The following is a 14,926-nucleotide window of genomic DNA, read 5'->3' as shown; positions in this document are numbered from 1 at the left end:
GACGGTCGGATTCGACACGAACGACACCGACGACAGCGGGCGCGACGGCACGGCGCACCGCTTCGGCTCCCTGCGGCTGCGCGGACCACGCGGCTTCGCGGAGCGCGGGCAGAGCCCGCGCCCGAGCCGGGTCCGGCGCACGCCTTCTGGTCTGGTGGACGATCACACTCCGAACCCTACGAGCGGGCACCGACAATTTCGGGCGCTCTCGCCGGGTTCTCACGGGAATGGGAGAGGCTTAACTCGATCGTGTGACCGTCACCGACCGGCGACCACGGGAAGTGGTCACACTCCTTCGTGCGCGAGAACGAGCTGTCCACGTGCGGCCGTGAGCAGCGTGCGCGCTTCCTGGATCTCCGCGTACTTCAGGTGTTCACAAGCGGCTTCCGCGCACGCGAGCGCGTGAGCCAGAGCGGTGTTGTCCTGCACGGGCCCCGCGTCCCGCAGCGCGTCACGCAGCGACTCCTCCGCGCGCTGTGCCCCGGCCACCGGGTCGCCGAGCGCGGTCGGCCGCACCGAGGCCAGGACCTGCTCGACCGCCAGTTCCAGCACGCCGGTCGGATTTCGCGTGCTCAAGGCTGAGCTCATCGGGTACGCCACCTCCAAAGTCTTTCCGCCGTCGGGTGACGGCCTAACAATACTCCGCGGGTCTATGACCGGCCGTTACGCAAAAGTTTCATCTTTCGCGGTTGCGCAACGGACGGGTGATCTCCCGGACTCGTGGGAAAAATTCATCCAACTCGACCGGCAGGGGAATTCTCCAGTTGGGGTGCTCGTCGATCGTGCCCGGGACGTTCGGCTGCCGGGTTTCCCGCAGAGCGTCCTGAGGTGAGGTCAGGACCAACGCGCAGGGTGCCTGCGCGAGCAGTTCGTGGGCGCCCTCGACGCGGTCCGCGGTCTTGACGCCCTCCTGCCGCATGAGCTCGTCGAAGTCGGGGCCGTCGGGGCCCGCGAAGAACGTCGCCGCGGTGGGCAGGTCGTGGGTGGAGATGCTCGCCATCTGGTTGGGGTTCCACTGCGACGGCGGGATGAGCGGGTGGCCCTCCGCGTAGTAGTCGCGCTGGAAGTAGAGGACGGCGCTGGTGAGCATGCCGTTCTCCTGCAACGTCTTCGTGACGACGGGTTCGACCGTGCCGAGGTCCTCTCCGACCACGACCGCGCCCGCCCGGTACGCCTCCAGCGCGAGCACGCCGAGCATGGCGTCGGAGTCGTAGTGGACGTACGTCCCGCGCGACGGCGGCTCGCCCGGCGGGATCCACCAGAGCCGCCACAGGCCGGCGACGTGGTCGATGCGGATGCCGTCCGCGTGCCGCAGGACGCTGCGCAGCACCTGCCGGAACGGCCGGTAGCCGGTCTCGGCGAGCCTGTCGGGCCGCCACGGCGGCAGGCCCCAGCCCTGGCCGTCCGCGCTGAACGCGTCCGGTGGCGCGCCGACCGTCACGTCGATGGCGAACGCGTCGGGGTCCGCGAACGTGTCCGCGCCGCCGGGAGCCACCCCCACCGGGAGGTCGTGGATGACCCCGATGGCCATGCCCGCCTCGTGCGCGGCCAGCCGGACGTCCTGCAGCTGCCGGGTGCACAGGTGCTGCAGCCACGCGTAGAAGCCGACGCGGTCCTTCGGCGCCTCGCCGCGGTCCTCCGGCCACTCGCGCCAGTCCGCGCCGTGCAGCTCGGCGAACGCGCAGTAGGTGGCGAACTTCTCCAGCTCGGCGTCCATCTCGACGTCGCCGCCGGGGAAGAGCAGCTCCAGGGCCTCCCTCTTCGCCTCCCAGATCGCGTCGTACTCGATCAGGTCCTGGTTCTCCGGGCGCAGGTCGCGGATGAGCTGCCGGGTGCGCGGGCAGGCCTGGAGGAACTCGGCGGTGTCCGTGACGCGCAGGTACAGCGGGTTCGCGAAGCGGCGGCTGGTCGGCGAGTACGGCGACCGTTCGACGGGGTGCGTCGGCGCGGGCGCCTGCACGGGGTTGACCAGCACGACCCCGGCGTCGAGCTCCTGGGCGGACCGGCGGGCGATCGTGGCGAGGTCCGCGAAGTCGCCCATCCCCCACGAGTCCCGCGACCGGGCGGCGTAGAGCTGGAGCATCCAGCCCCAGGTGTGCGGCACGACCGGGAGCGTGCGGGGCGCGACGGCGAGCGTGACGGTCTGGTCCGCGGTGACGATCCGGTGCCAGCCGAGCGGGACCGAGTCGGGCACGTGCCGTTCGACGGCGAACGACGTGCCGTCCTCCAGCTCGATCGTCGCCGGGCCGCGCAGGTCGTACGTCTCGTACTCGCGGATCACGATCGTGGGCGGCAGCGTGCGCGCCGCGCGCCGTTGTTCGACGAGCTCGAGCTCACGGGTGATCGCGTCCTCAGTGGACGCGTCGACCCCGAACTGCGCCAACACCTTGACGACGACCTCGGTGTCGACGGCGACCTCTTGCTGGTCCGCGTTCTCGTACCGAGTGGCGACACCCCAAGCGTCCGCCAGCCGCGCCAACTGCTCCACGACTACAAGCTATGTCACACCCCGGTCCGCATTACCAGAGCAAATGGACCCTGGTCACCCGATGGGTGCAGGCCGGTCGAGACACCTACGCAGAGATGCATTTCATTAGACATCCGATGGGTCGCCTGGAATGGCCACGACGGCCTCCACCTCGACCAGGAAATCGGGCCCGAACAACGCGGCCACCTGAACCAGCGTGCTGGCCGGGTTGGGCACTTCCCCGAGCGCGGGCCGCAGTATTTCGTCACGGACGTCACGAATGGTCTGCACCTCTGACGCGTCCATCACGTACCAGGTGAACTTGACGACATCCGACCAGTCGGCGCCCAAACCCCGCATGACGTGACGAAGATTGCTCAACGCCTGCCGCGTCTGCGCCGCCAGGTCGTCCACTCCGACCACGCACCCGGCCGCGTCGACGGCGACCTGGCCGGAGATGAACGCGAGCCTGCCGGTGACCGTGACGGCGTGCGCGTAGCCGGGCGTCGTCGGCAGGTCGGGCAGCTCGGTGAGGCGTTCTGCGGCGGGCATGACGGCCACACTACTTTGGCCGGGTGGACCGCATCGGCGTGCTCAGTGCCAAGCCCGACCGCACGACGGGCAAGCGGCGGGAGGCTCCCGAGGTGCGCGTCCGCACGGCCGTGTACCTCGACGGACCGCTCGCGGGCCGGACGAACCCGTACTCGCCCACCGAACTCGGGGAGCACACCTCGTGCACGACGGCGGCGGTGGACGGCCGCACCACCCACACCTACGAACTGGTTGCGCTCCCCGACGGCGACGAGCCGGGCCGGCTGCGGTTCGTCAGCTCGCGGGACCGCTCGAGTTCCTGACGACCAGCCGCAGCGGGTGCTCGGCCGGTTCGATCTCGCCACCCCTGATCACCGTGAACAGGTCGGCCACAGCCCGTTCGCCCTGCTCCTTCGCCGCGCCCTCGACGGCGGTCAGCCCGACCACGCGGGTCAGCTCCTGCCCGTCCAGCGACACGATCGACACCTCGTCCGGCACCGCGCGCCCGTCCCGCTGCATGCGCAGGAAGATCCCGACGGCCGCGGCGCCGTTCGAGCTGATCACCGCCGTCGGCAGCCGTTCGCCGTCGAGCAGGACGTCGACGACCTGCTCGCCACCGTCCACCGTGGGCGAGCACCACACCGTCCACTCCGGACGAACGTCGAGGCCCGCCGCGGTCAGGATCTCGTCGTACGACTCGTCCTCACCGTCCGAAAGCACCAGTGCCACGTCCCGGTGCCCGAGCGCGCGCAGGTGCCCGACGGCCGTCTGCAACGCGTGCCGCAGGTCCGTGTCGTCCAACGCGACGTACGGGACCTCCAACGACTCCAACGCCGTCTGTTCCGCGTCGTCCAACGACATCGACAGCAGCAGCACACCGTCCACACGGCGCCCCAGCGGCAGTTCGTCGAAGAACTTCGCCCGCGCCGTGGCGTCACCGAGGACGTACAACAACACGTCGTACCCGGCCTGCCGCAACGCCCCCTCGGCCCCCGCGAGCACCGGGCTGACCTCGGCCGTGAGCACCGCGATCGCGTACCGCCGCCCACCGGCCAAAGAGGAGGCGTCGCGCGCGATCGCGTACTTCATCCGCCGCGCGATCTCGCTCACGTGCTGCCGGGTCGCCTCGGACACGCCCGGTTCCCCCCGCAGGGCGCGCGATACGGTCGCAGCGGACACCCCTGCGGCCTTGGCCACGTCGGACATGCTGGTCACGGCCCGAGCGTATTGGAGATCCATGAAGCCCGGCGACCTCGCCCCCGACTTCACCCTGCCCGACCAGGACGGCACCCCGCGCACGCTGTCCGCGCTGCTCGAGAACGGCCCGGTCGTGCTGTTCTTCTACCCGGCCGCCATGACCTCCGGCTGCACCGCCCAGAGCTGCCACTTCCGCGACCTGGCCAAGGAGTTCGCCGAGGCGGGCGCCCAGCGCGTCGGCATCTCGATGGACGACGTGGCGAAGCAGAAGGAGTTCGCCGACCTGAACGGCTTCGACTACCCGCTGCTCTCCGACACCGACGGCGAGGTGGCCGCGCAGTTCGGCGTGAAGCGCCGGTTCGGCATCACGCCGGTCAAGCGGCACACGTTCGTCATCGGGACCGGCCTCGAGATCATCGAGGTGATCAAGAGCGAGTTCTCCATGAACGCCCACGCCGACAAGGCGCTGGAGGCGCTCAGGAGTCGGTGATCGTCAGGACGCCGTAGGGCCCGGACGCCTTGCCGTCGCGGACGGTCGTGCCGTCGATCGTGTACTTGCCGTACACCTCGGCCCCGTCCGCGCCGGCCACCACGATCAGCGTGACGGGCACCGGCGTAGTGCCGGGCGGCACGTCAAGGGTCTCGGTCCACGGCAGCGTCACGTTCGTCTTGGTGCGCACGGTCGAGCCGACGGTGGCAGTGATGGAGAACGCCTTGCCGGTGCCGGTCACCTCGAACACCACGACCCGTTCGACCGGCGCCGACGAGGACGACACCGGGATCAGCGACACCGGCGTCGCCTCCGGTTCGGCGGCCTTGCGCACCGCGTCGACCACCCGGCCGCCGTAGAGCGCCGCCACGACGGCGACCAGCGCGACGAGCAGGAACGCGATCCACGGGCCCTTCGGCGACTTGCGGACGTCGTCGTGCAACGGCGGCGCGAGCCCGTACTCCTGCGGCTGGTGCGACATGGTGACCCCCTTGTTCAGGACGTCGATCGCACCTGGTCCGCCGTTACCGGATCAGCCGGTGACGACGGCGCCGCTCCGGGCGAGCCGTTCGACGTGGTCGGCGCTCAGCTCCGCCGCGTCGTGCCGCCGGTACTCCCCCGCCAGCACGCCGGCACGGTCGCGGAACGGTCCCCGCAGCACGGCCCCGACCGCGGTCCTGATCGCCTTCTCGGACGGGCTGGACGTGCGCAGGTTCAGGCCCGCTCCCGACCGTTCGACCCGCGACGCCACCTCCGGCTTGTCCTCCGTGGTTCCGGCCACCACCAACGGAACGCCTTCGGCCAACGCCAGCTGCACGCCCCCGAAACCGCCGTTGGTGACCATCGCGGAGACACGCGGCAACAGCTGGTCGTAGGGCAGGAACGGCGCCGCGAACGCGTTAGGCGGCAACGAGCCGACATCATGTGCACCGACGCTCGCCACGACGGTCACCGGTTCGCCCGCCAGCGCGCGGATCGTGGGCAGCACGAGCCGGGTCAGGTCCGTGTCGGCGACCGTGCCCTGGGTGACGTGCACGATCGGCCGTCCCGAGGCCATCGCGCGCTCCCACCAGTCCGGCAGGTCCACCGAGGGTGCCGGGTCCACCAGCGCGCCGACGAACTTCACCTGCTCCGGCAGGAACGACCGCGGGTGCTCCAGCCCGGCCACGCCGTTCTGCAGGTGCAGGTGCGGCGACACGCTCGCCAGCCCGCGCTCGCCGGCGGGCAGCCCGAGGCCGGCGAGAATCCGGTCCCGGTGCTCGAAGGCGGGCTTGAACACCACGTTGTCCAGCAACGCGCGCACCGCCGCGTAGCCCAGGCGCGCGAGCGGCCCGGTCCGGTACCGCAGCCCCGGCCCGAACGGCGGCACGTCCGGCGCGGGCAGCATCATCGGCGTCACCCCGACGCTCACCGCGCGCGGCCCGCCGAGCTGCTCCAGCACCACCGCCCCGACGTACGCGGTGTCGTGCAGCACCAGGTCGACGGGCTCGTTCGCCGCCCGGCGCAGGTCGTCCAGCTGGGTGGGGATCGGGTCGAGGAACACCGCGCGGATGTCGTAGCGCAGCTTCGCCACGCCCTTGAGCCGCGTGCGTTCAGGGAACAGCTCGTCGACGTTGCGTCCCCGGTGGTCGATCGACGGGTCCATCGCGACGAACCGAGCGCCGGTCGCGGCGATCCGGTCCTCGAACACGCGGCCCGTGCACCACCGCACGTGATGACCGCGTTCGGTCAGCGCACGGGCGATGGGCAGCAACGGCGCGACGTGGCCCGGTACGGGCATGGTCGCGAACAACAGGTTCAGCGGGGACATCGGCGCATTCCACCAGAGCGGGCTAAACGCCCGCTGTCGTCACCGCAGGCCGGCCAGCACGAAGTCGGCGATCTCGGCCGCGAGCCGGGCAGGGGTCTTCTGGCCGTCCGGCCGGAACCACATGGGCAGCTGGTTCACCACGCCCAGCGCGATCCGCACGACCGTGTCCGCCGGCACCCTCGAGCTGAACTCGCCGTCCGCCTGTCCCTTCTCCACGACCGCCTGGAACGTCTCGTGGTAGCGGCGGCGCTCGGCGCGGAACTCCGCCATCCGGTCCTCGCCGAGCCGGTGCAGCTCGCGGACGAACACCGCCGTCTCGTCAACCCGTTCGGCCGTCGAGACGACGAGGGACGCCAGGATCTCGCGGACCGTCTCGCCTGCGGGAAGGCCGAGGGCGATGATCCGGTCCATGTCCGCGGCCTGGGACGTGATCAGCAGCCGGTAGATCTCCAGCAGCAGGTCGTCCTTGGCGCGGAAGTAGTGGTACAGCGCGCCTTTGGTGATGCCGGCGGCCGTCACGATCTCCTGCACCGAGGTCGCGTCGTAGCCCTGCGACGCGAACAGCCGCACGGCCGTGGCGATGATCTTCTGCTCGGTCGCGCTGGGCACGGGTTACCTCTGGGGTGCCAGTGCGCGCACCTGGTCGACCTGGTCGCCGCCGGTCGGGAGGAGCGCGATGATCGGGGTGTCGACGCCGGCCGCCTGGTACTCGGCCACGCGGTCGCGGCACCGGTCGAGCGAGCCGTGCACGACGAGAGCGTCCACGACCTCGTCCGGGATGGCCTTCGACGCGGCCTTGCGGTCGCCCGCGGCCCACGCCTCGTGCATCGGGCGCAACACGTCGCCGCGGCCCAGCCAGTCGTGGAACGCCGCGTACGCGGGCACGGTCAGGTAGGTGCTGATCAGCATGCGGCCGAGCGCGCGAGCGGCGTCGGCGTCCTCGGTCGGGCAGACGAAGATCCGGGCCGCGAGCTCGGCGTCACCGAGTTCGGCGCGCACCTGGGCCACGTCTTCGGCGGCGAGCCAGTTCGTGATCGCGCCGTCGGCCTCGCGACCGGCCAGGCGCAGCATGTTCGGGCGCAGCGCGGCGAGCATGATCGGCACACGCTCGGCCGGCGGGCGCTCCAGCTTGAAGCCCTTCACGGAGAACGTGTCGTAGTCGGCGCTGACCTTCTCCCCCGCCAGCGCGGCCTGGAGGAACCGCAGCGTGTCGCGGGTGCGCTTGAACGGCTCTTCGAACGGGATCGCGTTCCAGCGCTGCACGATCGCGGGCGAGGACGAGCCGATGCCCAGCACGAACCGCCCGCCGGTCACCTCGGCGAGCGTCGCGGCGGTCATCGCCAGGGTGGCGGGCCCGCGCGTGTAGACGGGGGCGATCGCCGGACCGAACCGCAGGTCGTCCGACCACTGCGCGGCCAGGGCGAGCGGCGTGAACGCGTCGGTGCCGGTCGTCTCGGCCGACCACACGTCCGTGTAGCCGAGCCCGGCGAGCTCGGACACCAGCGCGCGGTGCTCCAGCACCGGCACACCGATCAACGGCAGCGTGATACCCCAACGAGCCATGAGCGCCTCCCAATCGACTTGAGGGCACCCTACCGACCGGTCGGTATGCTCACAACCTCACGCCTGGCAACCTCACTTCTTGCGGGCCATGGTCAGGCCGTCCGCGATCGGCACCAGCACCGACTCCACGCGCGGGTCGGTGCGCACGAACCTGTTGAAGGCGTCGATCGCGGCGGCGTTGCCCTCCGGCCGTTCGCCGGCCGCCTCGCCGTAGTAGAGCGTGTTGTCGGCGAGCAGCAGTCCGCCCTGCCGCACGCGGGGCACCAGCAGTTCCCAGTAGTGCACGTACCCGACCTTGTCCGCGTCGATGAACACCAGGTCGACGACCGGTTCCTCGGGCAGCTCGGCCAGGGTCTGGGCGGCCGCGCCGATCCGCAGGTCGATCTTGTCGCGCACGCCCGCCGCCTGCCACGCCTCCTCGGCGATGGCCGTCCACTCGTCCGAGAGGTCGCAGGTGATGACCTTGCCGGACGCGGGAAGCGCCTGCGCGAACGCGAGCGTGGAGTACCCGGTGTAGGTGCCGACCTCGACCACGGTCTGCGCTCCGGTGAGCTTGACCAGCAGGGACAACAGCACCGCCTGCTCGTGCGGGATCTGCATCTCCGCCGAGGCGCCGAGCTCGGCCGTGCGGGCGATCAGCTTCTCCTGCACGGCGGTCGGCTGACCTGCCTGTTCACGCACGTAGCGGTAGATCTGCGGGGTCATGACCACGGTCTTGAAGTCGTTCACGCGCGGCCTTCTCTCATAGTCGGGTGGTGAACGTCCTGAGTGTCTCTCCGCACTCGGGGCTCATCGGGTGTTTCACCAGGTCCTGGCCGATCGCGGACAAAATCGCGGCCTGCTGTGCGCGATAGCGGCTGTCGCACACGTTCTCGCGACTGACCAGGAAGAACTCGTCGAACCTCGCGCGCTCGGCGTCGGTGGTGGACATGCGCGCCCGCCCCGCCTCCCGCAGCAGCGACGGGCCGTCGGGCACGAGTCTGCGCATGACCTCCATGTGCGCCATCTGGTTCGCCTTGCTCGCGGAGAAGAGCGGTTCGGCCGCCGCGGGCCCCAGTGCGGTACGCGCCCGGCGCAACTTCCCGGGCAGTGGCTCGTAGTCACGCGCCCACCGCCCGCTGAACGCCGGGTCGAACGTCACCATCATCGGCCGGATGACGTCCTCGTAAACCTCACGGGAACAACTGCCCGAATAGGCGAGCATCACCGAGTACGCGTCGTATCCAAGCGCAGCGAGGCCCACTGACCGCGAATCCGGCTCACGTATCAACCGATCGAGTGAATCCGACAGGAACTTCCAGACCAAGAACGCGCCCTGGTGGCCCAGAAACCACCGGTGCACGGCCCGTTCGACCGGATCTTCCGGCGCGGAGATGGCGATCGGGGTGCGGAAGCACTCGTTCTCGCACCTGATCAGCTCCACGTCCGGCATCGGCAGCCGCAGCACGGGGAGATCCACCCAGGTGTGACCCCAGGTGTCTGCACAAGCGGGAGCGCTCATCGCTCACCCTCCACTTCGGACACGAGGTCGTCCAGGACGTCCGCGACCGCGGCCAGCGTCGTGTCGAGGGGCCGGTCCTCCACGATCGGAGGCACCACTTCGGCCAACGTTTCGAAAACCGCGGCGAGCCCGGGGGCCTGCGGGGGCCGCGCGCCGACGTGGACGGCCTGGCGCAGTCCGACGGCGAGTCCCGCGTGGAGGTAACGCAACAACTTGGACTGATCGAGAGCGGTGAGCGCGGCCTGCGTGCCGAACGGGACGACGTCCTGGTTGTGCAGGTTGGTCGGCAGGCTCTGCACCGACGCCGGCGTGGCCGCCCTGCGCATCGCCGCGACGGTGGCGGTGGTGCTCAGCTGGACGCCCTGGATCGCGTGGTGCCGGCCGGGTTCCGGACTCAGCATCGGCGGCAACCCGTTGGTGCGGTGGGGATCCACCAACAGGTCGAGCTGACGTTCGGCCAGGTTGCCCAGCTGCACGAGGGCGACGTTGAGCTGGTCGGCGGCGAAGGCGGCGGGCTGGCCGAAGAAGTTGCCGCCGTGCACGACCTCGCCGGTCTCCGGGAAGAACAACGGGTTGTCGCTCACGCCGTTGAGATCGCGGCGCACGACGTCACCCGCATGCCGCACGCTGGTGCCGGCCGCGCCGATCAGCTGAGGGGTGCAGCGGATGCTGTAAGGCTCTTGCAGCGGACGGTTTCCCGACGGCGTGCTCCCCGCAAGCCATGACCTGATGGACGCACCCGTTTCAGCGACGTCCGGATGCCCGAACGCGGCCAGTAGTCCAACCGACGTGAACTCGGTGCCGCAGCCGAGGACGTCGGTCATCAAGGCGGACAACAACTCCGCGGTCCGGCGCGCGCGAACCGCCTGCGCCACAGCGAGTCCCAGAACGGCCGCCGTGACCGAGACGCCGTTGACCAACGCGAGCGCGTCGCGGCCGTCCAGAACGAGCTTTGCGAGCCCTGCCCGTGTGAGCGCTTCCCCGGCCGGCATGAGTTGGTTTCGGTAGAAAGCATTTCCGTTGCCGCGCAACGCATGGGCCACATAGGCCAGTGGTTGTAGATCACCGCTCGCACCGACTGACCCCAAACGTGGTACTGCTGGGGCGAACGCGGTGTCCAGCATGGCAGTCAGCGAGTCCATGACCTGCTCGGACACTCCGGATCGCCCTTGTCCCAACGAGAACAGCCGCGCGAGGACAGCGGCCCGGGCGACGGCGGGCGGCAGCAGTTCACCGTGGCCGACGATGTGGTGCAGGATGGTGTTGTCGCTCTGCCCGGCGCCGTCCGCACGGCCCTCGAACTCGACCATCGGGCCGAAACCCGTTGTGACACCGTAGATGGAGCGTCCGGACGTGCTCACGTCGAGCACGAACTCGTGGCAGCGCGCGACCCGCTCGCGCACCTGTGCCGGAAGTTCGACGTGCAGCGGATCGCGGGCCAGTTCGAGGTGGGAGGGTTCGAGGTGTACCGCCAGAGTCAAGGCAGCAGAGGAAGTTCCGACAGGCACGACGCCTCCTGAAGGTTTTGGGGGAGCCACTCGCGACGATCCCCGTTGACCGGTCGGAGAGGAAGGGCCTTACGTACGCAGTGAGTGAGGAAAAATCTCTCAGCCGTCAGACGGCGTGATCAAGCCACCGGAGAGGTGATCGAACTCTCCGCTCACGATTCGGGCCAAAAGATCGGCGCGCTGCTCCACCGGAGTGAACCTGCCCGCAGGGCACTGAGATCTAGCCCACCTGGAAATCCGTTGCCGGCGCGGGTCGACGGAGTCGGCTTGATCACGGCCGCCTGATGACGAGCTGATGTCCTTGTGCAACAAGGAGGTCGCCGAACGCCCTGCCCGGCTCCCCGGAACCACCCGGGACGGGAACCCTCACCGGTCGGAGTTCTTGAGCAGGCGACGAAGGATCTTGCCGGACACGGACCTCGGTATCTCTCGCACGAACTCAACCTGGCGGATCTTCTTGTAGGACGCCACCTCCGCCGCGACGTAGATCATTAACTCTTCCGCCGTGACGTCGCCTTCCGTGACCACGAAGGCCTTCGGGATCTCGCCGTTAACCCGATCGGGCGCACCGATCACGGCCGCGTCCCGCACCTCGGGATGCCGCCGCAGCACGGCCTCCAGCTCCGCAGGCGCGACCTGGTAACCCTTGTACTTGATCATTTCTTTGATCCGGTCCACGACGTGGAACCGGCCGTTGTGGACTCGCACCAGGTCGCCGGTGCGCAACCAGCCGTCCACGAACGCCTCGGCCGTCGCCTGCTCGTCGTTCAGGTAGCCGTCCATGACCTGCGGGCCGCGGATCAACATCTCGCCCTCGGCGGCGTCCGTCGTGGTGCCGGGCTCGACGATCCGCGCCTCGGTGCCGGGACACAGCACGCCGACACTCGCAGGGTCGGATTCCACGTCACCGTCGAATGTCTGGTGCGTGCCACCGGCTTCCGTGAGTCCGTAGCCCTGCCGGACCGGCGCGCGAAGCCTGCGCTCGGCCTGCTCGCGGATGGCGTCGTCGAGCGGGGCGGCGCCGCAGAGGACGAGCTTGAGGTTGAGCTCGGGCACCGGTTCGTCGTGATCGGCGATGGCGGCGGCGAGCGGCGGCACCAGAAACGCCCGTGTGACGCGATGATCCGCGAGCCGCTGGAGGTACGTGCCGGGGTCGCTGCGGGGCATGGTGACGAGCGTGGCGCCGCCGAGCAGCCCGGAGTTGAGGATGATCGCGAAGCCGTAGACGTGGAAGAACGGCAGGTTCGCGGCGAGCACGTCGGTGGCGTCGATGCGCCAGCCCGGCCGGTGCTGCTCCAGGTTCGCGACGAGCGCCCGGTGGCTGAGCTTGACGGCCTTCGTCAGACCCGTTGTGCCGCTGGAGAAAAGCACGACGGCCGTGGCGTCGGGGTTTCCCGGTGGGAGCGAATCGACGTCGCCCTCGGGCAGGTCGTCGAGGTCGAGCGTGCAGGTGACCCCGGCGAGTTCCTTGAGGCGCAGGACTTCCGGCGGCGTCAGCATCGGGTTGATGAGCGCGGCCGTCGCGCCCGCGGCCATGATCGCGTGCAGCCCGACGGCGAACCGCGGCCGGTTCAGGCTGACGAGCGCGACCGTGTCACCGGGCCTGATCCCTTGGCGGACAAGGCCTTTGGCCGTCCTGCGGACCTGATGGGCCAACTGGGCGTAGGTGAGCGACTCGCCCGTGACGACGTCGACGAGCGCGAGTTTGTCGTTGTGCCGTGCGTGTTCCAACACGTGCTCGGGAACAGTGCGGTCAGGAATTGCCACCGCCGGCAGGGGGCTGCGGTAGATCACTGGCGCGACTCCGGTCTCGACGCCGCCGAGCCTCATGCCCGGCGGCGTCTTCGGAGAGTATTCGCACTTTTCGTGATCGTGTCGGCGTTCTTAGAGACTCACGCCGCGCTCGGCCAGCCAGCCCAGGGGGTTGATCTTCTGCCCGCCCTGCGCCCACACCTCGAAGTGCACGTGCGGCCCGGTCGACTGGCCGCGGTTGCCGATCGTCGCGATCTGCTGCCCGGCCTTCACCTGCGCGCCCTGCGGCACGTCGATGGTGTTCATGTGGCCGTAGACCGTGATCGTGCCGTCGGCGTGCTGAATCCGCACCCACAGCCCGAACCCGGACGCGGGCCCGGCCTCGACGACGGTGCCATCCATGACGGAGACGATCGGCGTGCCGATGGCGTTCGCGATGTCGATGCCGTTGTGGCTGGTACCCCACCGCGCGCCGAACCCGGACGTGAACTCGCCTTGGGCGGGCCGGACGCACTTGGGGCGCTTGGCTTCCTCTTCGGCCGCCTTGCGCGCCGCTTCCGCCTTCTCGGCCTCGACGCGCTTCACGTACGAGGCCTCAGCGCTCTTCAGCGCCTCCTTGACGTGGTACTGCGCCTGGATCTGCTCGGCCTGCAACAGCTTCCGGGCCTCAGCGCCGGTGTCGACGGAGTGAATCGTCTGCGGGCCCTGGGGTTCCTGCTGCCCGGTCATCGCCGCGGCGAGGTTCTTCGTGGCCGCGACGGGGACGATCCGGTCCATCGGGGTGACGCTGGTGGTCGCCTGGGCGAACCCGGCGCCGGCGAGGGCGCCGGCGGCGACGACCGCCGCAACGGCCTTCTTGCGGTCCAGGTCCACTCTGGCGAGAACGTCCACCAGCGGACCCTTCGCACGACGATGCCGTGCCAAACCTGCCTCCATGCACTCGGGGGAGTTCGGCTAACCGCGCTTCGCCTGGCGTCGGGGGGCCTGGCTGCGGGCTTCGGGGGCCCGGTGGTGGACTGGACCGCTTCGGGGGCGGGTCCGTGTCCTTGCGGTTATCGAACCGTGACATGCGGCAGGGAACGTAACCTCGCGTCACCGCGCTGAGCAAGCTAACTGGGGGTTCAGGTGATTAGGCCCACTGCTGGTCACTCTTCGTGTCCGGGTCGTGTTGTTGGTTGGTAACGGACTTTGGACCATTGCCTGTGTTGGTGTTCGTGCTGGTCAGTCGCTTGATCGTGAAAGGTTTACTGGGGCTGGTGTGGTTGGTGGGGTTTTGAGCCTGAGTCACGTCGCCAGTGCGGTGGTTGCGTTGGGTGCAGAGACCTTGACGAGTTTTGGTTGCGTCATCGCCGCTGGCGCGTCGATAGAGATTGGGGCTTGACTTCGGGGCCCTTGCGAGGCGCTGATCGGCCGGAAAAGGCCGGGCTGAAAAGCGCCCGGCCGAGCTCGAGAAGCTAGCACCTCGCACCCAAAGTCAAGCCCCAATCTCAAGCGTGCGTGGCTGAGTTTGTGCAGGTAAGTCACGTCATTACCGGTTGCCGTGGTGCGCCCAAGAAGGACGCCTCGCCTTCGGCATTGCGTTGAGGTCAGGTAGCTCGGCTACGCCATTGCGTTCGCGCGCTCTGACGGGCTCGCCTTCGGCTTCGCGTGTCCTCAAGCCATTGGTGACCTGACTCTTGGCTCGTCGCCGTCATGGCTCACCACCGACCCACACGCCCAGCCCCCACGCCCCGACTACCGCCGCTTGGCCACCTCGTCCCGGCTACCACCGCTTGGCCACCTCGTCCCGGCTATTCGCCCAGCCGGAGTGTCAGACCCTCTGAGTATGTTGGGTCGCGGGGGATCCTGCGTGCGAGGGGACGCCTGCGTCAGCCTGGACGCCAAGTCCGCACCGCCGTCTACCTCACTCCTCTTGCCCCGCCTCCCCACCCTTACCTCTCCACTCCTCCGCTGCTTCCCCTCGCTCCCTTGCCACGTCGCCCTGGCCTACGGGCCTCTTCTCACCAAAGCAAAGGGCCGCCGAAAGCCTGCTGGCGTTCGGCGGCCCCGTGGCCGGGCGGGTGGGTGCGGTACTTGTACTTCGACGACGCCGGCTTCAGCTGTTCCA

The 14,926-nt window shown here is 69.5% G+C and carries 15 protein-coding genes; 2 read left to right on the top strand and 13 right to left on the bottom strand.

The features are described 5' to 3' along the window. Positions 1–285: 285 nt before the first annotated feature. The 3 genes from ACFWNN_RS31415 to ACFWNN_RS31405 form a co-directional block, all read right to left on the bottom strand. Positions 286–588 (bottom strand): hypothetical protein, encoded by a 303-nt coding sequence (locus tag ACFWNN_RS31415; RefSeq protein WP_382443553.1) that lies wholly within the window; start codon positions 586–588, stop codon positions 286–288. A gap of 88 nt (positions 589–676) precedes the next feature. Then, a complete protein-coding gene (locus ACFWNN_RS31410) occupies positions 677–2,488 on the bottom strand; it encodes a 4-alpha-glucanotransferase (RefSeq protein WP_382443552.1) in 1,812 nt (603 codons plus the stop codon). A gap of 105 nt (positions 2,489–2,593) precedes the next feature. Then, on the bottom strand, positions 2,594–3,019 hold the full coding sequence (locus tag ACFWNN_RS31405; protein WP_382443551.1) for a RidA family protein: 426 nt from the start codon (positions 3,017–3,019) through the stop codon (positions 2,594–2,596). Positions 3,020–3,042: 23 nt separating this feature from the next. On the opposite strand from ACFWNN_RS31405, the gene ACFWNN_RS31400 reads away from it, so the two are divergent. After that, entirely contained in the window at positions 3,043–3,321 is a 279-nt protein-coding gene (locus tag ACFWNN_RS31400; protein ID WP_382443550.1) for a hypothetical protein, read from the top strand. Here the strand turns inward: ACFWNN_RS31400 and ACFWNN_RS31395 are convergent. Continuing rightward, positions 3,293–4,204, bottom strand: a complete 912-nt coding sequence (locus ACFWNN_RS31395; protein ID WP_382443681.1) for a LacI family DNA-binding transcriptional regulator — start codon at positions 4,202–4,204, stop codon at positions 3,293–3,295. The two genes, ACFWNN_RS31400 and ACFWNN_RS31395, sit on opposite strands and share 29 nt — an antisense overlap. Before the next feature lie 31 nt (positions 4,205–4,235). Between ACFWNN_RS31395 and ACFWNN_RS31390 the strand changes: the two genes are divergently transcribed. Continuing rightward, the gene (locus ACFWNN_RS31390) at positions 4,236–4,685 is read left to right on the top strand and encodes a peroxiredoxin (RefSeq protein ID WP_382443549.1); all 450 of its coding nucleotides are present in this window, start codon (positions 4,236–4,238) and stop codon (positions 4,683–4,685) included. Here the strand turns inward: ACFWNN_RS31390 and ACFWNN_RS31385 are convergent. The 9 genes from ACFWNN_RS31385 to ACFWNN_RS31345 all read right to left on the bottom strand — a co-directional run bounded on the left by ACFWNN_RS31385 (position 4,672) and on the right by ACFWNN_RS31345 (position 13,710). Then, the gene (locus tag ACFWNN_RS31385) at positions 4,672–5,166 is read right to left on the bottom strand and encodes a hypothetical protein (RefSeq protein WP_382443548.1); all 495 of its coding nucleotides are present in this window, start codon (positions 5,164–5,166) and stop codon (positions 4,672–4,674) included. The genes ACFWNN_RS31390 and ACFWNN_RS31385 overlap by 14 nt on opposite strands. Before the next feature lie 51 nt (positions 5,167–5,217). After that, a complete protein-coding gene (locus ACFWNN_RS31380; RefSeq protein WP_382443547.1) occupies positions 5,218–6,495 on the bottom strand; it encodes a glycosyltransferase in 1,278 nt (425 codons plus the stop codon). A 39-nt stretch (positions 6,496–6,534) separates the two neighbouring features. Further along, the gene (locus ACFWNN_RS31375; protein ID WP_382443546.1) at positions 6,535–7,104 is read right to left on the bottom strand and encodes a TetR/AcrR family transcriptional regulator; all 570 of its coding nucleotides are present in this window, start codon (positions 7,102–7,104) and stop codon (positions 6,535–6,537) included. Between the two features lie 3 nt (positions 7,105–7,107). Continuing rightward, positions 7,108–8,058: an LLM class F420-dependent oxidoreductase gene (locus ACFWNN_RS31370; protein WP_382443545.1), complete on the bottom strand. Its 951-nt coding sequence runs from the start codon at positions 8,056–8,058 to the stop codon at positions 7,108–7,110. Positions 8,059–8,130: 72 nt separating this feature from the next. Further along, on the bottom strand, positions 8,131–8,787 hold the full coding sequence (locus ACFWNN_RS31365; protein ID WP_382443544.1) for an O-methyltransferase: 657 nt from the start codon (positions 8,785–8,787) through the stop codon (positions 8,131–8,133). 13 nt (positions 8,788–8,800) lie between these two features. After that, positions 8,801–9,559 (bottom strand): L-tyrosine 3-hydroxylase, encoded by a 759-nt coding sequence (locus tag ACFWNN_RS31360; protein ID WP_382443543.1) that lies wholly within the window; start codon positions 9,557–9,559, stop codon positions 8,801–8,803. Continuing rightward, positions 9,556–11,040 carry a histidine ammonia-lyase gene (hutH, locus tag ACFWNN_RS31355; RefSeq protein ID WP_382443542.1) on the bottom strand — a complete coding sequence of 495 codons (1,485 nt, stop codon included), beginning with the start codon at positions 11,038–11,040 and terminating at the stop codon, positions 9,556–9,558. The genes ACFWNN_RS31360 and hutH overlap by 4 nt, the downstream gene beginning before the upstream one ends. A gap of 393 nt (positions 11,041–11,433) precedes the next feature. Continuing rightward, positions 11,434–12,834: an AMP-binding protein gene (locus tag ACFWNN_RS31350; protein ID WP_382443541.1), complete on the bottom strand. Its 1,401-nt coding sequence runs from the start codon at positions 12,832–12,834 to the stop codon at positions 11,434–11,436. Positions 12,835–12,951: 117 nt separating this feature from the next. After that, positions 12,952–13,710, bottom strand: a complete 759-nt coding sequence (locus ACFWNN_RS31345; RefSeq protein WP_382443540.1) for a M23 family metallopeptidase — start codon at positions 13,708–13,710, stop codon at positions 12,952–12,954. Positions 13,711–14,926 lie beyond the last annotated feature (1,216 nt).

It is taken from the genome of Lentzea sp. NPDC058450, assembly GCF_042721395.1.
Classification (GTDB): domain Bacteria; phylum Actinomycetota; class Actinomycetes; order Mycobacteriales; family Pseudonocardiaceae; genus Lentzea.
The sequence above is the reverse complement of the archived record's forward strand: the minus strand, read 5'-3'. Positions and strand labels throughout refer to the sequence as shown.